This window comes from Acetobacter okinawensis JCM 25146 (genome assembly GCF_000613865.1).
GTDB lineage: Bacteria > Pseudomonadota > Alphaproteobacteria > Acetobacterales > Acetobacteraceae > Acetobacter > Acetobacter okinawensis.
The window spans coordinates 74,475-94,932 of sequence record NZ_BAJU01000007.1 but is presented as its reverse complement, the minus strand read 5'-3'; the positions used below and the strand labels follow the sequence as shown (position 1 = coordinate 94,932).

Below are 20,458 nucleotides of genomic sequence, written 5' to 3'. Positions count from 1 at the left end.
AGCGGTGCAGCAGCAGACAAAATACCATCCAGATCAAGCTCCCGCTCCGCCTTGTCCGCAAGGTCTGCCAGCCAGCCAGCCAGATTGCCGTGCTCACGAGCCTGCACAAGGCCCAGATGCCGCTCTGGCAGAACCTGCCCACCTTGCCGCATGAGCGCGCCATACACAGGCAGGCCCGCCGCCTGTACAGCCTCGCGCCCCAGACGCTCATGCCGCGCAGACGCCACCCGGTTGAGCACAACGCCACTCACCCGCACATCAGCCGACCAGCGCGCAAATCCCTGAGCAATAGGCCCCACAGATTGCCCCTGCCCCGACATATCCAGCACCAGCAGAACCGGAATGCCAAAAAACGCGGCAATATCGGACGGAGCACCCCGCTCCCCGTCAGGCAGGGACAGGCCATCAAACAACCCCATGGCCGATTCCACGACCAGAAGATCCACATCCTCACATGCTGCGGCCATAACCCCATGCAACAGCGGGTTGGGCATGCACCAGCTATCCAGATTAAGGCCCGGCCGCCCCGTAATGGCCGCATGAAAAGCCGGGTCTATGTAATCCGGCCCGGTTTTGACCGCGCCAACCCGCAAACCCCGCCTGCCAAAGGCCGCCAGCAGGGCCAGGGTCAGTGTTGTTTTGCCCCCGCCAGAACGGGGGGCCGCAACCATAATGGCCCGTGTTGTCATGTCTTATTCATCCCCATCGAGCACATGGGCAACACTGTTGCCACGCGGGTGCCACAGGCCGCGCTGCAGGGCCTCGGCAAAGCGCTGGCGCATGGCCTCCCGCGCGGCGGGGCTGGCATTGCGCAAAAATGCATCGCACGTTGCGTTGCCCAATGTCGCTGCGAACACAAGGTCAAACTGCCTGTCAAAACGCTGGGGCATGGTGGCTGCAAAACCATGCAGGGCGTCCAGCCACGTGCCAGCTCGGCAGCACCTGCGTAGCCATGCCGCTGCATGCCCTCTATCCATTGCGGGTTGGCAAGGCGGCCACGCACAATGCGGGCCACTTCATCCGCTGTTGCCCGCAGGCGGGGGCTTTGCGGGCGCGAGGTATCGCCATGCAGGACCGATGGCGCTCCCCCCGCCATGTGGCTGGCTGCCGCAAGCCCGCCCTCGTGCGCGGCAATATCCGGGCTTTCCAGCAGATCAGTCTCGGCGCTGTCCTGCACATGCAGCACGGTCTCGGCACGGCCCAGCAGGGTGGACAGGGCTGCCTCATCACGCGTGCCTTCACGCCCACCGCCATACATCCACGACGACCCTTCCAGCCAAGCGGCACCAAGGTCTGCCTGAGTGGCCCATGTGCCGTGGAGCAGATGCTCCTCCACCCCTGTGCCATACGCCCCCGCAGCCGCACCAAAAATACGGGCACTCGCACGCTTGCGGGCAGCGCCCTCCAGCCCCCGGACCTGCGCTGCCAGCGGGTTCCACGCATCGGGCTCACGCCGCTCGGCCACGGCGCTGACAGCCTGATCAAACAGGGCAATCTGCTCGGCAAATGCATCCCGGAACAGGCCGGAAATACGGAGTGTCACATCCACCTCGGGCGGTCGAGCACAGGCAGGGGAATAACCTCAAAGCCGCATACATGTCCCGTACCAGCCGCACGCTGGACCTCCACCCCCATCAGACGCAGGGCCAGAGCCAGATCCTCCCCCCCCGTGCGCAGGCTGGCCGAGCCCCACATATCCATGACCAACCGGGTCAGGTGTTCACCATGCTCCTGCAAATGGCGGGTCAGCAGCACCTGCTCCATCCGGCCAGCCAGCACTACGGCGGAGGGTGTGGGCAAGGCCCGCGGGTCCACCGTAAAAAGATTGCGCCCTGTTGGCAGCACATCAATCCGCCCACGTGTGGGCGCTCCCGCAGGCCCGGCGGCAACCGGCTGCCCGGCCAGAGCGGCGAGCAGGGCATCCATTTCCGCCTTGCCGCACAGGTTCACGCGCTGCGTTACATCACTCAAAAATGCCGGGTCCTGCCCCCGGCCACAGGCCTGCGCAATGGTCTGGACAAGAGCGGCCCCACGCGGAGCCGTTTTACCAAAAATATGCAGCCCATCACGGATTTGCAGGTCCTTGACATCGCACAAATAGGCATCCAGCCGTGCCAGAGCCTCCGTCTCATCAAGATCGGCGGCTCTGACGCCACTCTCGGCCAGCACACCCGTACGGGCGGCACGTTCAAGAATATCCGCCCGCAGCAGAGCCCCCCGGCGGGGGTCCAGCCCATCGGCCTCTGCATATTCATCAATCAGGCGTTCGAGTTCATGCATCTCACCCGACAGGCTGCTTTGCATGACCGGGGGCGTCATATGCCCGATGGTCACCGCCCCCAGACGCCTGCGCGCCGCCGCAGCCTCGCCCGGGTTATTGACGATGAAGGGATAAATGACCGGCAAGGCCCCCGTCAGCACCGCAGGGGCGCAGGCGGGGGACAGAGCCGTAGCCTTACCCGGCAGCCACTCCAATGTGCCATGCGTGCCCAGATGCACCAGCACATCCAGTTGCTGCTTGCAGCGCAGCCAGAGGTAAAACGCCACATAGGCATGGCATGGCGGCACGTCCGGGTCATGGTAGAGAGTTTTGCGGTTCTCGCTCCGGCCCCGGTCCGGCTGTATGGCAAGGGTAATGGCCCCCAGCGTGACGTAACGCAGATAAAATACCCCGTCCCTTACCGCCGCGTCCTGCTCCGGAGCACCCCATGCCCTTGTCACGGAGGCCATAAAATCCGCATCCAGTTCTGCGCACAGGGCCTTGTACACCGCCATGGGCAAAACTGCCTGTGCAGGCTGGCTGAGCATAAGCCGGGCCATATCCTGCGCCGCTGGCACGGGCAATTCCCCCACCCCATACCCCTGCGCGTGCATGTGCTGGACAATATTGTGCAGGCTGGCAAACCCATCCAGCCCAACGGCATGGGCCACATGCGCCCCTGCCTGCTCAAGCCCCGCGCCCGGATAGTCGGAGAGCACAATGCCAACCCGCTTTTGTGCCGCAGGGATATGCCGCAACCGCGCCCACGCCATGGCACGGGCCGCAACCATGCAAATACCCGGCTCATACGCAACACGCCGTGCCGGCAGCCCCGGTGCCGCCTCCTGACGGAAAGAAATGGGAAATGTGGCGATTGTGCCATCCAGTTCCGGCAGCACAACCTGCATGGCAAGGTCGGAGCGGGCCAGCCCACGCGCACTCTCAGCCCACAACGCCTGCGTGCTCCCCGGCTGCAACAGTTGCAGGACAGGCGCCACGGCCCCATCCAGAGGGGAAAAACCATCCACCCCGCGCGCAGAAAAACAGGTGGCATTCAGGACCACATCAGGCCGTGTGCTGCGCAGGTATTCCGCCACACCCTGCGCCACCTCCGGGTCCTTGAGCGAGGTCACAAACAGCAGTTCCACCGCACAGCCCTGCCCGGCCAGCACCTCGGCCAGACGCTCCACTCCCGCCATGTCCGCTGCCTGAAGATGCGCACGGTAGAACACAATAACCGCAGAACAGGCAGCCCCTGTTCCGTTGCCTCCCTGCGTTGCAGGCACAGTGCGATAAACACCCCATGCGGCCAAGGGCCGGGGCTGTGCGCCGTCATCACCCCCTGTTCCGGCAAGGACCGCCATAAGCCGTAAGGCGGCCTGCATGTTCTGCGGCCCGCCTTGGGCAAAAAAACCGCCCAGACGCTGGCGCTGCTCCGCCTGCACACCGTAAGACAGGTCTGCCAGACGGGTATCATCCTCCGTCAAAGGTTGTCCAGTGCCCCCCACACCCCCTGTGTGACCGGGCAGAAACACCACAGGCACCGATTGCTCACGCGCCCATAGCGCCAGCTCTTCCGCGCCGTAGCGCCAGTAGTCCACACCGCCCAGCAGACGCACCACCACGCATCTGGCTGCGGCCAGTGTGCTCTCCACATACAGGTCGATCGACATGGGGTGTCGCAGGCGGGCAAGACTTGTCACCTGCACGGAGGGCAGACAGGCATGCCCCTGCGCGCGGAGTTGCTGCTCTGCATGGCGCAGGCCCAGCAGGTCGCTCTCCGTAAAAGACAGGACAACTATATCCGCTCCGGGCAGCCCCAGATCCTCGGCAGTGTCCTGCTCATCCAAGGTGCGGCTTTCGCGGACCAGAAGGTGCATGCCCCTGAGCCCCTTACGTGGCCAGATGGCCCGCAAGTGCGGAAGCGATTGCGCTGGCGTCCAGCCCTTTTTGACCAATAACCACAATGCGGCCCGTGCGCTCTGCTCCCGCACTCAGGGGGCGGTCAAACTCGTGCCGGAAGCGGCTACCCACGCCCTGCACCGCCAGCCGCATGGGCTTGCCTGCCACAGCTGCAAAACCTTTCATACGCAGCACATCAAAGCTGCGCGCCGTATTCTGCAAAAGGGTCAGGAACTGGTCGAGCGTTGGCTGTTCAGGCACGACAACCACAAAGCTCTCAAAATCATCATGCTCATGTTCGCCATCCTCTGCATCATGGTGGGAGGGACGGGCTGCAAGGTCACTCTCTGCCGCAGCACCAATGCCAAGCAGCACGGCGGGGTCCACCTTGCCTTCCGTTGCCCGCACAATCTGCACGGGACGGGGAGCATGGCTGCGAATATCCTGCTCCACCGCATCCAGTTGTGCAGCGTCCAGCAGGTCCGTCTTGTTCAGCACTACCAGATCGGCAGCATTGATCTGGTCTTCAAACACCTCTGCCAAAGGGTTGTCATGGTCGAGGGAGGGGTCTTCCGCCCTCTGGGCTTCCACGGCCTGCGGGTCATCAGCAAAGCGCTGCCACTACGGCAGGCGCATCCACAACCGCCACCACGCCATCCACGGTCATGCGGTTGCGCACGGTGGGCCAGCCAAAGGCCTTGAGCAAAGGCTTGGGTAATGCAAGCCCTGATGTTTCGATCACCACATGTTCGGGCGGGTCAGCACGGTCCAGCAGAGCTTCCATCGTGGGTAAAAAATCATCTGCCACGGTGCAGCACAGGCACCCGTTGGTCAACTCCACAATATCTTCATCCCGGCAGCCTTCTACCCCGCAACCACGCAGGATTTCGCCATCAATCCCGAGCGAGCCGAACTCGTTGACCACCACGGCAATGCGGTGCCCCTGTGCGCGGTTGAGCAGATGGCGGAGCAGGGTTGTTTTACCCGCCCCCAAAAACCCGGTGATAATGGTGACGGGCACACGCGTTTTGGCAGCAGTCATGGTTCTTCCTGTTCAGTATAAAGGAGTGCAGGCACACGCCCGAGCACCATATCGGCCAAGGATGCGGGACGGCGGGATGGCATGACAGTGCCTTTGGCCGAAGCCGCATACAGGCGGGCATAGGCCAGAATATCTTCTGCCTTTTCAGCCCCCAGATGGCCAAGCAGCCATGTCCAGCGCTCGGGCATGGCTATGGCTGCCGTGCATCCCCGATCACATGCGGCAAGGCAGGCCACAGGACGCAGCGTGGCGGACGGCTCCTGCCCTGCCAGACGTTCCGCCTCCAGCAAATCCTGCAAACGCTCCAGCAACTGCGCGCCCGGCGGGCAGTCCATGGCAGGGCCACCTTGCCGGCACGTCACACAGACATGCAGCACGGGGGGGCCTGCAGCAGCCGGATTACCGACCGAAGAAAGCGGGAGTGGTTGCGCGGTCATGCGTTTTTCCAGCAGGCCATGCGCCATTGAAAAAGCACGCTGGCCAGATATCGGGGGCAGTTACACCCAGCCCTCTGCCACGCATGCGGCAAAGAAAACGCACCCAGTCGTGCATCCGTGCCTGCCGGGCACCCCGCCAGCAGACAACGCCAGAACTCACCCACTCCACATAGGAATGGTTTACCAGACTTGCGATGGCAGGTCTCCTGGCTTGTACCCTGCCAGCCTGGCCTGTGGCCCGTGCGCGGCACCGCTCCGTACCTTCCCGCCCCCAGTTGGGGAGGCAGTGGCTTACCCCCGAACTGCGTTCGGGCGGAACGTGATGGGTACTTACAGTTGCGGGGGCAGCGACGGCTTTGCACCGATCTTCCCTTTTCACCCCGGTCAAGGGGCACCATCAAGTCCGGGCATGATGCACACAAAACCGGGCTGGTTCAAGACATACGGCCACGCAGCCGTCCCGACCGGCATGCATAAGCCCCCGACCCCGGCACTGCAAAACATGGAACATGATTGACCCACAACACATGTTGCCTTATTTTGCCGCCAGATAGTTTTTATATCAACTATAATGACACTAACCTAATGGACCTGCATGACTGACCAGCGCACCATGCCCCAACTGGACGAAACCCACTTCCCCGGCATGGCGCTCACCTTCAGGGTCATGCGGCTGGCAACACTGTGGCGCACCGGGCTGGACCGGGCCCTGCGCCCGCATGGCATGACGCTTGCCGTCATGCGGCCCATGGCCTACCTGCGGATGCTGCCCGAAGGCGCCACGCAGCGCGACCTTGCCCAGACCATGAACATAGACTGCTCGGCACTGGTCCGCATTCTGGACCTGCTGGAAAAGCAGAAGCTGATAACCCGCAAACCCGATACCCATGACCGCCGTGCCAAACGCCTGTTCCTGACAGAGGCCGGGCAGGAGCAGTGCAGGCTCTTCCACCATATTGCCGCCGAACTCGAGCGTGACATCCGGCGCGCACTCCCCCCCGCCGAGGCCCGCACCCTCACACACTCCCTTTCTACCCTGCTTGAAGCGCACCATGCCCTCACAATCTGATACGCCCAGCATGCCCACCACACTGGCACACTGGGTGAACAACCGCATTGCCCCGGCAGTTTTTGCGAACGATGCACGCTGGAATGGCCTGCTGGCGACGGCGGGCTATACCTTGCGTGTGTTTCTCTCAATCGGGATTGCCCTTTTTCTGGCATTTGTTTTTCAGCTCCAGTCCCCCCTTAGCGCTGCAACAACGGTGCTGATCGTGGCCAACCCCACGGTGGGGGCCATGGTGTCCAAGAGTGTGTGGCGTCTTATTGGCACGCTGATTGGTGCGGGTATCAGCGTTGGGGTCATGGCCGTTTTTGTCCAATCCCCCGTGTTGTATTTTGCCACCCTGTCCGTCTTTGTGGGTCTTGCCTGCATGGTGGCCACGTTCCTGCGGTTCTTCCGTGCCTATGCGGCTGTGCTAACCGGCTATACGATTGTTATTATTGCAGCTCCTGCCTTTGCAAACCCGGACGGCATCTTTTTGTCCGCCATGAGTCGTCTGTCGGTTGTAGCTACAGGCATTGTGGTGACGGCCTGCGTGTTTATGGTGACATCCCCGCGCAAGCCCAGCACAGTACTCTACAAGCTTGGGCAGGCGTTCAGAGAAACTGTGCTCCATGCAAGGACTTTCCATAAAGCGGAAAGTGAACGTGTAACGCCGCAAACGCTGGAAAACACGGTTATCAGCACTCTGGAGCAACAGGAGCAGAAAACACAGGCCACCAACACGGCCTTTCGGGGGCTGGGCCAGCCGATCTATGACAGCCGCAGCAAGCTTCTGGCCAACATGGCGGGTCTGACCCCGGCCATAGAATTTGCCGCAGCAGACGACCCGGACATGCAAAACCGCGTGCGTAACCTGCGTTTGTGCCTAAGCCGCCTGACCGGGCTGATTGTCAGCTATCATCCTTACTGGCTGACTTTTTCCGCCGGGGAGGACGAGACCAGAGCCGTGCATATTCTGGTGGCTCAAACACTGGGCCGCGTGCTGGAATTAACCGAACAGCCCGACTGGCTGACAAATGCCACCCCACTCTCCACCTGCTTGCATGACGCGCTTAAAACACTTGAACAGCTTGCCCGCCAGACCACCAACACCACCACACTGGCAGCATTGGACAACACACGTGACGCACTGGTGCAGATGGACCTGGCACTACATGACCTGACCAGCCTGCGCCCAGACCGCACCCAAGCCAACATCCAGCCTTACCTTGAATGGCCAACAGCACTGCGCAACGGCGTGCGCGGGGGCTTTATTGCCCTGCTGGCAGGCATGTTATGGTATGTACTGCACTGGAGTTCTGGCCCGCTGCTGATTATTTACACCGTTGCCGCATCCAGCCTTTTGTCCACCACCCCCTCCGCCGCCAAGGCCAGTCCCATGATGGCGGCTGGCACCATGCTGGCCATTCCCATGGGGTTTTTGTGCCATACGCTGGCGCTCCCCCGCATAGATGGCTACCCCCTGCTATGGCTGAGTCTGTGCCTGTTCCTGCTACCGGGCGTGTGGTTGCAGTTCCACCCCCGCTACAGCATTGGTGCGTTTGGGTATGCGGTCTTTTTTACCATGATGCTCTCGGTAGATAACCCGATTGTTTATGATGACCTGAGCCTGACCAACAACTGGATGAGCATTCTGGTCGCCTGCGCCCTGCTGGCCGTAGTTTTTCGGGTTATTCTGCCTGCCGACCACAGGCTGGATGCTGCGCGACTTGTTACATCCCTGACCCGCAGTATTCAAAAACTGGCACGCACCCCCTATGCCCGCACCGAACCATGGGTGGCGTGGGAAGGCATGCAACTCCAGAAAATTTCCCGCCTGATGATGCGCCTGTCTTTTATTCCCGCCAACATAGACCGCCAAGGCTATACGGATGCCGCTTTTGCATCACTCTCCCTTGGCAGGCTGATTGTCCGGCTCAAATGGAATGCGGCTCACGCAACACTGGACCCGCAGACCCACGCAACACTGACAAACGCCCTGAACGCCTTTGCACACCTGCGCCACAACCCGGAGCAAACAGCCCGTGCACTCCAGCAGGCAGCACTGGCCATACGGACCATGCCCGAACAAGAGACAGGATTATCCCTGACGCGCGACAGAACCCTGTCCTGCCTGGAACAGGCGGCCAGTATTATTCTCTCGGTCCCCGGTTTTTTCCACGACCATGGTCCCATCCACATCCCCGAGGACAGGCCGCAGGCCACTGCTTCTGTTTCCGCCCACCCTGCGGCGTAGTAGGCCATTACTGGATAACAGCATGGGAAATGATAAAAATACTGTAAAAAACAAATTTCAGAGAGCATAAAACTTTACAGATTTATTTTATAAAATAGTTTTTACGGCATTAATATATTTTTTATGGGAACTCCGCCTGACAAAGCCACTTATAACCGAGCCATTACATTAATTTCCATAAGAAGAAACACCATGGCTCAAACCGACACAGCTCTCCATACACCTCTACGCGCCAACCCCGCCCCCCTTGGCCTTATGGGCTTTGGCATGACCACCATTCTGCTGAACCTCCACAATGCCGGACTTGTACCCATGGGATCCGCCATTCTGGCCATGGGTCTGCTTTTTGGCGGAGCGCCCAGATTATTGCGGGCATTCTGGAATATGGCGTGGGCAACACCTTTGGTATGACCGCCTTTATTTCCTACGGTGCATTCTGGCTGACACTGGTAGCCCTGATCGCCATGCCGCACACGGGCATTGTCCCCGCCAGCTCCCCCGCACTGGTTGGCAGTTACCTGCTGCTGTGGGGGCTGTTCACTTTTATCCTGTTCCTTGGCACACTGCGGGCTACACGCGCACATCAGGTTATTTTTGGCACGCTGGTCATTCTGTTTGCCCTGCTTGGGCTGGGAGACCTGCTGGAACAGCCCGGGCTGACCGTTATTGCCGGTTATGAAGGACTGATCTGCGGCCTGTCTGCCGTTTACCTTGCTGCGGCTGAAATTCTGGAAGCCCAGTTCAAATGTGCTGTTCTGCCTGTAGGACCTTACACACCGACCCGGGCCTGACCCTTCCCCCTCTCACAAACACCCCAACCACCTCCCCTGCCCAGCATTCTGCACGGGCAGGGGAGCGCGTGTGTTGCAGGCTCCCCTGCCCCCTTACGCTCCGAGCACAGCCTGTAGTGCCGTAACATCCACATCCTCAAGGCGTGCGGGCTGCCATATGGGAGCGTTGTCACGGTCAATCAGACGTGCGCGCACCCCTTCTGCAAAATCTGCACGCCCGAGCATGTAGCGCACCAGCCGCCCTTCCACAGCAAACGCCTCCTGCAATGAGGGCGCACTACGGGCTGCCTGCCAGCCATACCATGCTGCGGCAATGGAGGTCGGGCAGGCGCGTGACAGGTCCTGCCTGTCAGCCTGCGCACTGTGATGGAGCGCGCTCTCCAGCCGTTCCATAATCTGGCCAAGGGATGCTTGGGGGTCATATTCCGCCATTGCCGGGCTTTGTACGGAAGGAGGCACCAGGGGCAAAGATGCAAACACATCCTCTGCCGCAGCGGTAGCAAGCCTATTGCGGAGCGTATCCAGTTCCGCCGAGGGGAGCATGTAATCGGCAAAGCCCATGGCTACAGCCTGTGCTGCCTCCATGCGACCACCAGTCAACGCCAGCCGCAACCCGGCACCACCCGGAGCCCGTGACAAAAGCCATGACCCACCGGCATCTGGCACCAGACCTATGGATGTTTCGGGCATGGCAACAACAGAGCGTTCTGTGACCACCCTATACCGGGCATGCCCGCCCAAGCCCACGCCGCCGCCCATGGCAATACCATCCATGAACGACACAACAGGTTTGGCGTACTGCGCAATATGCAGCATGGTCTGGTAAGCGCGGTTCATCAGGTCAAACGCCACATCAGGGCCTTGAGCCAGCAGCACACCCCGTATGGCCTTAAGGTCCCCCCCGGCGCAGAAAGCGCGGGGCGCGCTGCTCTCTATCAGCACGGACTGCACCTGCGGGTCATCCCGCCAGGCCGTAAGGGCGCGTTCAATACCTTGCGCCATTTCCAGATCAACCGCATTCAGCCGTCCGGGCTTATCCAGAATGATACGGCCCAGATGCCCAAGCCGGGCTGTTTGCACGCATGCCGTGCCGGAAAGGACGTCCTCTATCATTGCTTTCCTCTTTGTTTCATGCACAAACACGTAGCCATTAACCGTTGGATGAGGACAGCAGATGTTGGCTCCGGAGACCAGTGCCTATCGTAACGCCATGGCCAGACTTGGTGCGGCTGTGAATATTGTAACAACAGGAACGCTGGATAACCCGATCGGATTTACCGCATCTGCCGTATGTTCGGTAACAGATAGCCCTCCCACAGTGCTGGTTTGCCTGAACCGCACCAGCCGCGCACGCTCCGCTTTTTGTGAAGGGGGGCCTCTATGCGTCAATGTGCTCACATCCAGCCATCAGGACCTGTCCAACCACTTTGCAAGCCCGAACACAATGGCGGAGCGTTTTGCCACGGGTCACTGGCATACGCTGGCAACAGGGGCCCCCGTGCTACAGGAGGCCGCCGCCAGCTTTGACTGCAAGATCAGCCAGATTGTGGAAGTCGGCACCCATAGTGTTATTTTTGGCGTAGTACAGGCTCTTGTGAGCCACGATAATGCGGAAGGGCTTGTTTATTTCAACCGCAGGTACCATTCTCTTCCTTGTCATCAGGCTGAAGGCTGCCTGACTGAGGGCATTGCCTCCCTGTTTATATGAGGAGCATGAGTGATGGTCCGTAAATCTTCCCAAAGCCGTGCCTTGGCCATTCCCGCCACGCAGAACCAGATGGTGCTGGCCTTGTATGCCGCACTGACCGCATCTGTTGTTGCCGGGACGTGCCTGAGCTGGTTGCTGAGTTAAGCCATCACTCCCCACCTGCCCGGAGTTTAACGCCCGCGCAGGTGGGCCACGCCATTGGCACTGGCAAAGACCACGCTGCCAAGCAACGCAATCCAGAATGATGCCGGGCAATCTGTCAGCCATGACAGGTAAAGCCCACCCCATGCCTCAATCAGGGCAAGGCAAAAAGCCACCCCCATGCCAGACATGGGGCCAAAGCCCAGCCGCAGGCTGGCCGCTGCGGGGGCAACCATAAGCGTAAACACCAGCAAAACGCCCGTAATCTGCGAGCACATGGCCGAGGCAATCCCCACCAGAGCCAGAAAAAGCACATCCAGCAGGCGCAGGTTTACACCTCTGGCCTCCGCCACCTCTGGCTGGAGCGAGGCAAACAGCAATGGCCTGCTGATCACCGCAAGTGCTGCCACACAGCCAACAGCCAGAGCCGCCAGCCAGTAAAGGCTGGAGGGGGAAATGCCCAGAATATCACCAAACAGCAAAGCCGTTGCGGCTCCGGCTGAACGGGTCAGAAAATGCAGGCACAAAGCCCCTGTACCCATGGCAAGGGAAAGTACAAGCCCGATCATGACATCACGCCCGACCACCCGGTCGCTTGCCACTCCCATACCCATACCGCTGACAACCGCACTCAGCCCAAAACCCAGCAAGGCAGGCTGCCCCCACAACAGCGCAGCCGCAGCACCAGCAAAACCGACATGCGAGAGTGCATGGCTGGCAAAGCTCTGCCCCCGCAGCACCAGAAACCACCCTACAGGGCCACAGACAAACGCCGCCAGAAACGCGGCCACAAACGCCGTGCGCATAAACTCGTAGGCAAACATCAGCGCGTGTGCTCCGCACAGTCACAACAATGCAGGGTATCCCCCCCGCCGTCGGCTACTACAAACAGGCGTCCATTCGCACGCACAACCTCCACCGGCGCACCATACAGCGCGCTCAGGGCCGGAGTCGTCATGACATCATCCACACTTCCCAGCAATGCCTTGCCATGCGCCAGATAAAGCACACTGTCCATAAAACCCATGAGCGGGTTAATGTCATGGGTAGAGAACAGCACCGTCAGACCCCGCTGGCGCGCCAGATCGTATATCCTGCGCGTTGTCTCACGCATGCGTGCGGGGTCGAGGCTGGCCAGTGGTTCATCAAGCAACAGAATACGCGGATGGTCCAGCAGGGCCTGCGCCAGCAAAAGCCGCTGCCGCTCCCCCCCGGACAGGGACATGACAGGCCGCGCAGCCAATTCACGCGCATCCACTGCATCAAGTGCGGCATCAACTTCCGCCCGCGCATGGGCCGAACACCACGGTAGCCCCCATGCCCGCCCCTGCAAGGCGGCAGCCACCATGTGCCACCCGCTAATCTGCCCGGCCACCATACGGCGCATCTGGGGCATATACCCCACAGGCATACACCCTCTGCCAACGGGCTGCCCCTCTACCAGCACAGAACCCCGCTCTGGCGTGCTCAAACCCATAATGGCGCGGAACAGGGACGTCTTACCCGCGCCGTTCCCCCCCAGCACAGCCACAAAACTGCCGGGAGGGATGGCAAAGCTGACCTGATCAAGCACACGCCGCCCACCGTATGAAACACTGAGCTGCTCGGCCTTGATGGCCGGTGTCATCATTGCTGCACTCCAAGCAGCTGGCCGGTCTGGACCAGAATGTCATGCACCCAGACCTGCCAGTGCTTGTGGGGGGGCAGCATTTCTGACAGCGGCAGCGTTGGCACAGAGGACTGCTGGGCCAGTTCCAGCAGGTGACGGACTGAAGGTTCTTCCACCTGCTGGTTATAGACCAGCATTTTCAGGCGGTGTTCTTTCAGGTCACTTTCAAACTTTGCAATGGTGGAAGGAGCAGGTTCCACATCGTTCATGATGGCAAGCTGGAATGCCTGCTCATCCATCTGCAAACCCAGAAGATCGGCAAGTGGGGTAAACAGGGGCTCGGTCGCAGCCACATGCATGCCCGCGACATGGGTCTTCAACAACGCGGCATGCGCCTCGATTGCCTGAATGGCCATCTGCATTTTGGCGGCACGTCCTGAATAACCGTCAGCGTGTTCGGGGTCGATGTGTGCACAGGCTTCGGCAAAGTGCGTCACAAACGCACTGACCGCCTCCATGTTAAACCACAGATGCGGGTTGCCACCTTCCTCCCAACCGGGCCACGAGTCGGCGCGGACATAGCGCGCAGGCAGCAGACCAGATGCCGCCACCAGCTTATCGGCCCACGAATCGTACCCGGCGCCATTAGCCACAACCAGTTCTGCTGCGGCAATCAGACGCGCATCAGCGGGAGTGGCCTGATATTCGTGCGGGTCCACGGTCGGGGAGGACAAAATAGCCACAACCCGCATATCGGGTGCGGCAATCTGGGCGGCAATATCCCCCCACGTATTTTCTGCCGCCACGACAAGGGGCATCTTGGCGGCAGCCTGTACTACCCCGGACCCAAACCCGAGTGCTCCCACCAGACTCAACGCCAAAAAAGCGGTTTTTAGCCAAAAACCCTGTTTTTTCTGAACCGGAAAAACCATAATGCTGATGCCCCAATCAATGATATGTAATAATATTACATTACTTCCGCACGTCCGTCACCTCATCACGCATGACTGGCCTTCCCCTTCTGGCTCGTTTACGCTAGAAATAAGAGAGAACGGATGATGAACATGCAGACCAGAACGCCCCCTTCCACCCAACCGGATGACGGCTACGGTTTTTCGGACCGTATTCAACATCAGCTTGACCACGCAGGCCGCCTGTGTGCCGGGCAGGGTGGTCGCATGACCCAGCAGCGGCGGGATGTTCTGGGCCTTATTCTCAGCGCCTCCGCACCTGTTGGAGCCTATGACCTGCTGGAACAGCTCAAAACATCCGGGCGCAAGCCAGCCCCCCCCACCATTTACCGTGCACTCGACTTTTTGCTTGAGCACGGACTGATCCACCGTATTGAGCGCCTGTCCGCCTTTGTCCCCTGCACGCATCTCCAGCATGAACATACCCATGACCACGCACATGCCCAGACCGAACCCTGCCTGCATAGTGCCCAGTTCCTGATCTGCAGAACCTGCGGTGGTGTAACCGAAATAGCGGATGCCCCCCGGGTTCTGGACGTACTGAAAACCATTTGTGACAAAAAAAACTTTACCATGCAAAGCGCATCGGTCGAGGTGGAAGGTGTGTGCGAGGACTGCGCGCAGGCCGCAACCGGCCAGAAGGGGCATGCCCCAACCCCCAACTGATGGAACGGCCCACACAGCCCGGCCCTGTTCAGCCAGACCTGCTGCCCCCGCCTGATGGCAGGATGATAAAACCTGTCCGCGCGGGCAGAAAAATCCCCAGACCCAACCCGACCACGCTCCCTGCGCAGCAGGCAGACCTGTTTGCCCTGCCACTTCCCCCTCTGCCCCGTTCGCGCTTTATGCCTGATGAAATTCGGCTCAGCATTGTCCCCTCACCCGAAAAACTGCCTGCTGATGGCCAAGATGCTTTTTTGTATATGGTCGTTTCTCAAGATACCGCGCAGGACCTTATGGCCACTGGCCTTCCCCTTGACCGGCGCGCACCACTCATGCTCACAGAGCGTTCGGGTATCCCCCCATGCTTGCAAAAACAGCCGACACCACCATGGGCTATGGCGAGGCACGCCCTGTTGTGCTTCGCCTCAAACGCGCTCTTGTCGCACAGGCGCTGGAGCCAGACCCTGACCATACAGCCGAATTTGCCACTGTATGTTATCTGTTGAGTGGCAACTAAGTTTTTTACGCAGTCAGGCCAGCACTATGGCAGAAGGCGTTTTTCTCTCCCCAAATTTTAGCTGACTGACCACAATCCGACATATGCCCGTACAGGATTACCTGCCAGCAGCCATAAGTACTCCACATATAAAAAAGGCCCCGGACAGAGCAACACTCTGTGCCAGAACCATTTTTTATCACCGGATAATATGGCTTCATACCATTCCATCTGGTGTGCCCCAAAAAGCGCGGTTACGGCCTAGCGTACTCTACTCACCCATAACCGCGAGATAATGAGGTTTTATGAAAACCTTACGCTTTTGCAGCACGCGGCTTGCGTGTAGCTGCAACCTTGCGCTTGCGGGCAGGTGCTGCCTTTTCCGCCGCCACTTCGGCTTCAGCCGCCAGACGTTCGTAACGCTTGCGACGACGACGTTCCTGCACAATACGCAGCTTCTCAACCGCAGAAAGGTTTTTGGCGTTTTCCGCCTCTTCCACCTTCTCCGCCCGCTTGCGGGTTGCCTTGGCAACAGGCTTGACGGGAGCAGGTGCCGCAACCGCAGCCTTGCGTGCTGGCTTGCGGCCACGTGCGGGCGCTGCGGCCACAACCTCTGGTTCAGCAGCCACAACCTTAGCGCGCGTTTTGGCAGGCGCTGCCTTTGTTGCCTTGGCGGCGGCACGCGGTGTTTTTACGGGGGCTTCAGGTGCTGTTGCCTGTGCTTTTGTGCGGCGAGCAGGCTTTGCAACGTCTTCCACTGGGGCTGCGGCAACCTTGGTGGTCTTTCTGGTGCTTACGGGCTTAGCTGCTTTTTCCACCTTGGTGGCCTTGCGTGCAGCGGCTGGCTGGCGTGTCTTGCGTGCAGCGGGAGCAGCCACTTCCACTTCAAAAATTTCTTCTACAACGTCCTGTTTTGCACGCGGCGCACGTTTTTTTGGGGTAGAAACAACAGCGGCGCGGGCCGGTGTGCGTTTACTTGTAACAACCTTACGGCTTTTTTTGGTCTCGCTCATTCCTGCATCCTTTTTTCATCTTCTTTTAAAAATTAAAGAAGAGAAAACGATCTTTCAAAAAAAATAAAAAACAAACCCAGTCCCGGCACGCTCCGCAATATCAGACAGCATGCCCATTTCCCCCTCTACATAACAAAAATCACCGAAAATGCAAAAAAATACTCTTGTCTTTTCAAGAATAGACAGAACAGTTCCCTCAACCTCGCAGTATATGTTCTACTCATGTTCGCAAAACTGTCATGCCACGGAGATATTGCTCCTAAGCTCAAAGAAACCTTATGATAAGCGGAAGATTTTTTGCCTTCCGTCATCAGGAACCTTTGTCATGAAAATTAACGGCACCCCCTACCGCAGTGTCTGGGTTAATGAAAAAGACGGCTGGTCCGTCCATATTTTTGACCAGACCCGCCTCCCCTTCGCACTGGACGTGCTCCAGCTCACAACACCCGAACAGGTGGCACATGCCATTAAAACCATGCAGGTCCGTGGTGCGCCCCTGATTGGCGCAGTTGCTGCCTATGGGCTGGCACTGGCCCTGCGCGCGGACAGTTCCGACAATGCACTGGAGCAACAGGCCGCCATGCTGGCAGCTACTCGCCCCACCGCCATAAACCTGCGCTGGGCCATTGAAAGAATGCTGACCCACCTGCGCCCCCTTACCCCGGCAGAGCGTGTTGCTGCCGCCTATGCCGAAGCCGGACGCATCTGCGATGAGGACGCAGCACAAAACGAGGCCATTGGCCAGCATGGTCTGGAGTTGCTGCGCACACTCGCAGCCCAACGCGGCAAAAATGACAAGATCAACATCCTAACCCACTGCAACGCAGGCTGGATTGCCACAGTGGACTGGGGCACAGCACTCGCCCCCATTTACATGGCGCATGATGAAGGGCTGAACGTACACGTCTGGGTGGATGAAACACGCCCGCGTAACCAGGGAGCAGCACTGACTGCATGGGAACTTGGCAGCCATGGTGTGCCGCATACGGTTATTGCGGACAATGCGGGTGGCCACCTGATGCAGCACGGGCTGGTGGATATTGTTATTGTCGGCACCGACCGCGTCACCCGTAATGCGGATGTCGCCAACAAAATCGGCACGTACCTCAAAGCACTGGCTGCACGGGACAATAATGTGCCGTTCTGGGTCGCGCTGCCCTCCACCACCATTGACTGGCGGGTGGCCGATGGTGTTCATGAAATTCCCATTGAAGAGCGCTCAGGAACCGAAATCACCCATATCAGCGGGCGTGATGACAACGGGCAGATCAGCCGGGTACAGATCACCCCCGATGGTAGCAAGGCTGCAAACCCGGCATTTGACGTAACCCCCGCGCGCCTTGTAACCGGCTGATAACGGAAAAAGGCTGCTGCGCCGCCACACCCGAAGGTCTGCTCTCCCTTTTTCCCGAACAGGGCTGACCTCTTCCACCAGCAGATAAAGACACCTGATTATGTCAGACACACTCCAGACCCCAACAACCTGCTTTCTGGCCGCCCATGGAGTGGCCTTTACCATGCATGATTATGATTATGTGTCCGATCCGGGTAAAATCGGCATGCATGCCGCAGCGGGAATTGGCATTGACCCGGAAAAGGTTTTTAAGACCCTGATGGTGGAAATCGACAAAAAACAGGTCGTATGCACCGCTATTCCCGCAAACCTGAAAATGGACCTGAAAAAAGTGGCCGCTCTTATGGGCGGCCGTAACGCCCGTATGCTCGGAGCCGAAAAAGCCGAAGCCCTGACCGGCTTTCAGTTGGTGGGATCAGCCCCTTTGGGGCGCGCACCACCGTGCCTGTTATTTTTGACGAAAGCATACTGGGTCTGGACAAGCTCTACATCAATGGCGGCGGCAGAGGCCTTGTTGTGGAACTGGCTCCAAAAGACGCCATAAGCTGCGTGCAGGCTACAACTGCCAGCATTACTGTGGACACCCCACGCACCTGAACACATAAAAAAGCATAGGCAGGGCTGGAGGTGCATAAAACCCCTTCCACCCTCCTTAAAGGACGCCTATTCCTTACCATGGGACTTTGCTCGTTATGGCGGACGAACCACCCGTTCGGCCCGCCGGAAGTCTGTTCTGGTATGGAGACAAGATGCCACGCAAGCTGACTGTGGCCCTTCTGGCACCTTTGTGTCTGGCGGCCTGCACCTCCCAGCCCTCCACAGGGGGCAGTTCACCCACCCACGGAGGTGGCGGATCCTCCGGCATGTATGGCCTGAACACCCATGTGCCGGACTTTGCCACGCGCAATTTTGAGCCCTTCAACCGTCAGGACGTTGTGGCCATTGCCATGCGTGAATGGCGGATGTTCGGCAGCCCGGTCAATGACGACAACCCCGAGCAGCGGCCAGAACCACAGGTTGCCGCAGTCAAACCCGAGCGTGCACCGGGGCTGTGGCAACGTGTGGGCGAATACTGGTGGATTGGCATGGACCCGGGCATGAGCGAGGTCGCATGGACGGGCAAACATAATGCAGACGGCCAGTTGACCGATTTTGTGCATGACGGGTTTTTTGCATGGTCGGCGGCATTCATCTCCTACGTCATGCGGGTCGCCGGGGCCAATGAGCGCTTCCCCTACTCCCCCAACCATTCCACCTATATTAACGCGGCCGCCTCCGGGCAGTCCCCCATCCTGCGTGCCCACGACCCTGCGTCCTATACCCCGAAAGCGGGTGATCTGGTCTGTGTTGCACGTGGGCGTAGTCGGCAGAACATCCGCTTTGCAAGCCTGCCTACCTCATACGGCTTTCCTGCGCATTGCGGCTATGTGGTCGCCACAGGCCAGAATGGGCCACCCTTTGGCCGCCAGCTCAGCATTATTGGCGGAAATATTGATGATGCCGTAGCCCTGACCCACGTTCCCACGGATGAACAGGGGCGGCTGGCCAGCCCCGCCGGGCAAAGCTACGACCCACGCTATCCTTGGTGTGCTGTTCTTGAAGTGCTATATGATGCCGAAGAAGAACCCGATGCAGGCCGGTAGGTTACAGGGGGCCATCCCCCCAACACTGACCAGCCCCGATCACCCAACCCGACCATAACAAGCAGGGTACACAGATGACCGAAAGCGCAACGTCCTCCCCCCATACCGGCTGGACCTCCCTCTCGCCCGACATGCCCGGCGCGGTAGGTGGAACGCCCCTTATTCTTTTGCGCAAGGCCTCTGAAGCAACGGGTTGTCAAATTTACGGCAAGGCGGAGTTCATGAACCCCGGTGGTTCTGTAAAGGACCGGGCCGCACTAGCCATTATTGATGATGCAGAACGCCGTGGTGTGCTCAAACCCGGCGGCACTCTGGTTGAAGGGACAGCGGGCAACACCGGTATCGGGCTGACCCTTGTTGCCAATGCACGCGGCTACAAATGCGTGATTGTCATGCCCGAGACCCAGAGCCGCGAAAAAATCGGGTTTTTGCGCATGATCGGCGCGGACCTGCGTCTGGTGCCTGCCAAGCCTTACCGTGACCCGGGCAACTACGTCCATGTCTCCCGCCGTCTGGCGGAAGAAAACGGCTGGGTCTGGGCCAACCAGTTTGACAATACCGCCAACCGCGAAGGCCACCGCGCCACCACAGCGCAGGAAATCTGGCAGCAGATGGGCGGTAAGGTTGATGCCTTTACCTGCGCCTGCGGCACAGGTGGCACGTTGGCGGGCATAGCCCTTGGCCTGCATGACGCAGCACGGCGTGACAACACAAAAGCCCCCCACATTGTACTGGCCGACCCCGAGGCTCGGGCCTGTACGGGTGGGTCAAGAGCAATGACCTGTCAGTCGCCGGGTCCTCCATTACCGAAGGGATCGGCCAGTCCCGCGTGACCGGCAACCTTGAAGGGGCCCCTATTGACGATGCAGAGCGCATCCCTGACCCCGAGGCGCTGGACGTGATCTACAGCCTGCTGGGGGAGGAAGGCCTGTCCGTTGGGGGATCATCTGGCATAAATGTTGCAGCAGCCATCCGCACGGCCCGCAAGCTTGGGCCGGGGCACAGGATTGTCACCATTCTGGCCGATGGGGGGGCACGGTATGAATCCAAACTCTTTAACCCGACCTTCCTGCGGGAGAAGAACCTGCCTGTTGCCCCATGGCTCGACCAGTAAGTTTACACCTCC

At 59.6% G+C, this 20,458-nt stretch carries 14 protein-coding genes, 6 pseudogenes and 1 riboswitch; of the genes and pseudogenes, 11 read left to right on the top strand and 9 right to left on the bottom strand.

Annotated elements, in window-relative coordinates; all coding sequences use genetic code 11:
- From JCM25146_RS05505 to JCM25146_RS05490, 4 genes and pseudogenes are all read right to left on the bottom strand, one after another.
- The coding region (locus tag JCM25146_RS05505) for a cobyrinate a,c-diamide synthase (protein WP_025826453.1) at positions 1–689 on the bottom strand (689 nt) is incomplete at its 3' end.
- Between the two features lie 3 nt (positions 690–692).
- Positions 693–4,140, bottom strand: a pseudogene (gene cobN, locus JCM25146_RS17485) (cobaltochelatase subunit CobN).
- Between the two features lie 13 nt (positions 4,141–4,153).
- A pseudogene (cobW, locus tag JCM25146_RS17480) lies at positions 4,154–5,204 on the bottom strand (cobalamin biosynthesis protein CobW).
- Complete coding sequence (locus JCM25146_RS05490; RefSeq protein WP_025826451.1) at positions 5,201–5,641, bottom strand: DUF1636 family protein; 441 nt, start codon at positions 5,639–5,641, stop codon at positions 5,201–5,203. Before JCM25146_RS05490 ends, cobW begins: the two are co-directional and overlap by 4 nt.
- Before the next feature lie 177 nt (positions 5,642–5,818).
- Positions 5,819–6,055, bottom strand: a riboswitch (cobalamin riboswitch).
- Positions 6,056–6,236: 181 nt separating this feature from the next.
- On the opposite strand from JCM25146_RS05490, the gene JCM25146_RS05480 reads away from it, so the two are divergent.
- From JCM25146_RS05480 to JCM25146_RS17475, 3 genes and pseudogenes are all read left to right on the top strand, one after another.
- Entirely contained in the window at positions 6,237–6,710 is a 474-nt protein-coding gene (locus JCM25146_RS05480; protein ID WP_025826449.1) for a MarR family winged helix-turn-helix transcriptional regulator, read from the top strand.
- Positions 6,711–6,720: 10 nt separating this feature from the next.
- Complete coding sequence (locus JCM25146_RS05475) at positions 6,721–8,943, top strand: FUSC family protein (protein ID WP_035372043.1); 2,223 nt, start codon at positions 6,721–6,723, stop codon at positions 8,941–8,943.
- Positions 8,944–9,135: 192 nt separating this feature from the next.
- Positions 9,136–9,734, top strand: a pseudogene (locus tag JCM25146_RS17475) (acetate uptake transporter).
- Positions 9,735–9,827: 93 nt separating this feature from the next.
- Here JCM25146_RS17475 and JCM25146_RS05465 read toward each other — a convergent pair.
- The gene (locus tag JCM25146_RS05465) at positions 9,828–10,847 is read right to left on the bottom strand and encodes an enoyl-CoA hydratase/isomerase family protein (RefSeq protein WP_025826445.1); all 1,020 of its coding nucleotides are present in this window, start codon (positions 10,845–10,847) and stop codon (positions 9,828–9,830) included.
- Positions 10,848–10,908: 61 nt separating this feature from the next.
- Between JCM25146_RS05465 and JCM25146_RS05460 the strand changes: the two genes are divergently transcribed.
- Together JCM25146_RS05460 and JCM25146_RS24475 are read left to right on the top strand one after the other, a co-directional pair.
- A complete protein-coding gene (locus JCM25146_RS05460; RefSeq protein WP_025826443.1) occupies positions 10,909–11,442 on the top strand; it encodes a flavin reductase in 534 nt (177 codons plus the stop codon).
- A 12-nt stretch (positions 11,443–11,454) separates the two neighbouring features.
- Positions 11,455–11,586 carry a hypothetical protein gene (locus JCM25146_RS24475; RefSeq protein ID WP_257640961.1) on the top strand — a complete coding sequence of 44 codons (132 nt, stop codon included), beginning with the start codon at positions 11,455–11,457 and terminating at the stop codon, positions 11,584–11,586.
- 26 nt (positions 11,587–11,612) lie between these two features.
- Here JCM25146_RS24475 and JCM25146_RS05450 read toward each other — a convergent pair whose 3' ends face one another.
- The 3 genes from JCM25146_RS05450 to JCM25146_RS05440 are packed head-to-tail and all read right to left on the bottom strand — an operon-like array spanning position 11,613 to position 14,124.
- Positions 11,613–12,407, bottom strand: coding sequence for a metal ABC transporter permease (locus JCM25146_RS05450; RefSeq protein WP_025826441.1), 795 nt, complete (start codon positions 12,405–12,407; stop codon positions 11,613–11,615).
- Positions 12,407–13,213 carry a metal ABC transporter ATP-binding protein gene (locus JCM25146_RS05445; RefSeq protein WP_025826439.1) on the bottom strand — a complete coding sequence of 269 codons (807 nt, stop codon included), beginning with the start codon at positions 13,211–13,213 and terminating at the stop codon, positions 12,407–12,409. The genes JCM25146_RS05450 and JCM25146_RS05445 overlap by 1 nt, the downstream gene beginning before the upstream one ends.
- Positions 13,210–14,124 carry a metal ABC transporter solute-binding protein, Zn/Mn family gene (locus JCM25146_RS05440; protein ID WP_025826437.1) on the bottom strand — a complete coding sequence of 305 codons (915 nt, stop codon included), beginning with the start codon at positions 14,122–14,124 and terminating at the stop codon, positions 13,210–13,212. Before JCM25146_RS05440 ends, JCM25146_RS05445 begins: the two co-directional genes overlap by 4 nt.
- Before the next feature lie 123 nt (positions 14,125–14,247).
- Here JCM25146_RS05440 and JCM25146_RS05435 point away from each other — a divergent pair, with 123 nt between their 5' ends.
- A complete protein-coding gene (locus JCM25146_RS05435) occupies positions 14,248–14,829 on the top strand; it encodes a Fur family transcriptional regulator (RefSeq protein ID WP_025826435.1) in 582 nt (193 codons plus the stop codon).
- A complete protein-coding gene (locus tag JCM25146_RS23520; protein ID WP_242400946.1) occupies positions 14,829–15,332 on the top strand; it encodes a hypothetical protein in 504 nt (167 codons plus the stop codon). The genes JCM25146_RS05435 and JCM25146_RS23520 overlap by 1 nt, the downstream gene beginning before the upstream one ends.
- A gap of 304 nt (positions 15,333–15,636) precedes the next feature.
- Here JCM25146_RS23520 and JCM25146_RS05425 read toward each other — a convergent pair whose 3' ends face one another.
- Positions 15,637–16,335, bottom strand: coding sequence for a hypothetical protein (locus JCM25146_RS05425; RefSeq protein ID WP_025826433.1), 699 nt, complete (start codon positions 16,333–16,335; stop codon positions 15,637–15,639).
- Positions 16,336–16,660: 325 nt separating this feature from the next.
- On the opposite strand from JCM25146_RS05425, the pseudogene mtnA reads away from it, so the two are divergent.
- The 4 genes and pseudogenes from mtnA (at position 16,661) to JCM25146_RS17455 (ending at position 20,446) form a co-directional block, all read left to right on the top strand.
- Positions 16,661–17,757: pseudogene (gene mtnA / locus JCM25146_RS17465) on the top strand (S-methyl-5-thioribose-1-phosphate isomerase).
- A 137-nt stretch (positions 17,758–17,894) separates the two neighbouring features.
- Positions 17,895–18,286, top strand: a pseudogene (locus tag JCM25146_RS17460) (YbaK/EbsC family protein).
- Between the two features lie 152 nt (positions 18,287–18,438).
- Positions 18,439–19,332, top strand: coding sequence for a DUF2272 domain-containing protein (locus JCM25146_RS05410; protein ID WP_025826431.1), 894 nt, complete (start codon positions 18,439–18,441; stop codon positions 19,330–19,332).
- A 74-nt stretch (positions 19,333–19,406) separates the two neighbouring features.
- Positions 19,407–20,446 (top strand): annotated as a pseudogene (locus tag JCM25146_RS17455) (cysteine synthase A).
- Positions 20,447–20,458 lie beyond the last annotated feature (12 nt).

Excerpts from the sequence above, each read along its gene's own strand:
- JCM25146_RS05490 (WP_025826451.1), bottom strand. The coding sequence starts at position 5,641 with ATGACCGCGCAACCACTCCCGCTTTCTTCGGTCGGTAATCCGGCTGCT.
- JCM25146_RS05480 (WP_025826449.1), top strand. The coding sequence starts at position 6,237 with ATGACTGACCAGCGCACCATGCCCCAACTGGACGAAACCCACTTCCCC.
- JCM25146_RS05475 (WP_035372043.1), top strand. The coding sequence starts at position 6,721 with ATGCCCACCACACTGGCACACTGGGTGAACAACCGCATTGCCCCGGCA.
- JCM25146_RS05465 (WP_025826445.1), bottom strand. The coding sequence starts at position 10,847 with ATGATAGAGGACGTCCTTTCCGGCACGGCATGCGTGCAAACAGCCCGG.
- JCM25146_RS05460 (WP_025826443.1), top strand. The coding sequence starts at position 10,909 with ATGTTGGCTCCGGAGACCAGTGCCTATCGTAACGCCATGGCCAGACTT.
- JCM25146_RS24475 (WP_257640961.1), top strand. The coding sequence starts at position 11,455 with ATGGTCCGTAAATCTTCCCAAAGCCGTGCCTTGGCCATTCCCGCCACG.
- JCM25146_RS05450 (WP_025826441.1), bottom strand. The coding sequence starts at position 12,407 with ATGTTTGCCTACGAGTTTATGCGCACGGCGTTTGTGGCCGCGTTTCTG.
- JCM25146_RS05445 (WP_025826439.1), bottom strand. The coding sequence starts at position 13,213 with ATGATGACACCGGCCATCAAGGCCGAGCAGCTCAGTGTTTCATACGGT.
- JCM25146_RS05440 (WP_025826437.1), bottom strand. The coding sequence starts at position 14,124 with ATGGTTTTTCCGGTTCAGAAAAAACAGGGTTTTTGGCTAAAAACCGCT.
- JCM25146_RS05435 (WP_025826435.1), top strand. The coding sequence starts at position 14,248 with ATGATGAACATGCAGACCAGAACGCCCCCTTCCACCCAACCGGATGAC.
- JCM25146_RS23520 (WP_242400946.1), top strand. The coding sequence starts at position 14,829 with ATGGAACGGCCCACACAGCCCGGCCCTGTTCAGCCAGACCTGCTGCCC.
- JCM25146_RS05425 (WP_025826433.1), bottom strand. The coding sequence starts at position 16,335 with ATGAGCGAGACCAAAAAAAGCCGTAAGGTTGTTACAAGTAAACGCACA.
- JCM25146_RS05410 (WP_025826431.1), top strand. The coding sequence starts at position 18,439 with ATGCCACGCAAGCTGACTGTGGCCCTTCTGGCACCTTTGTGTCTGGCG.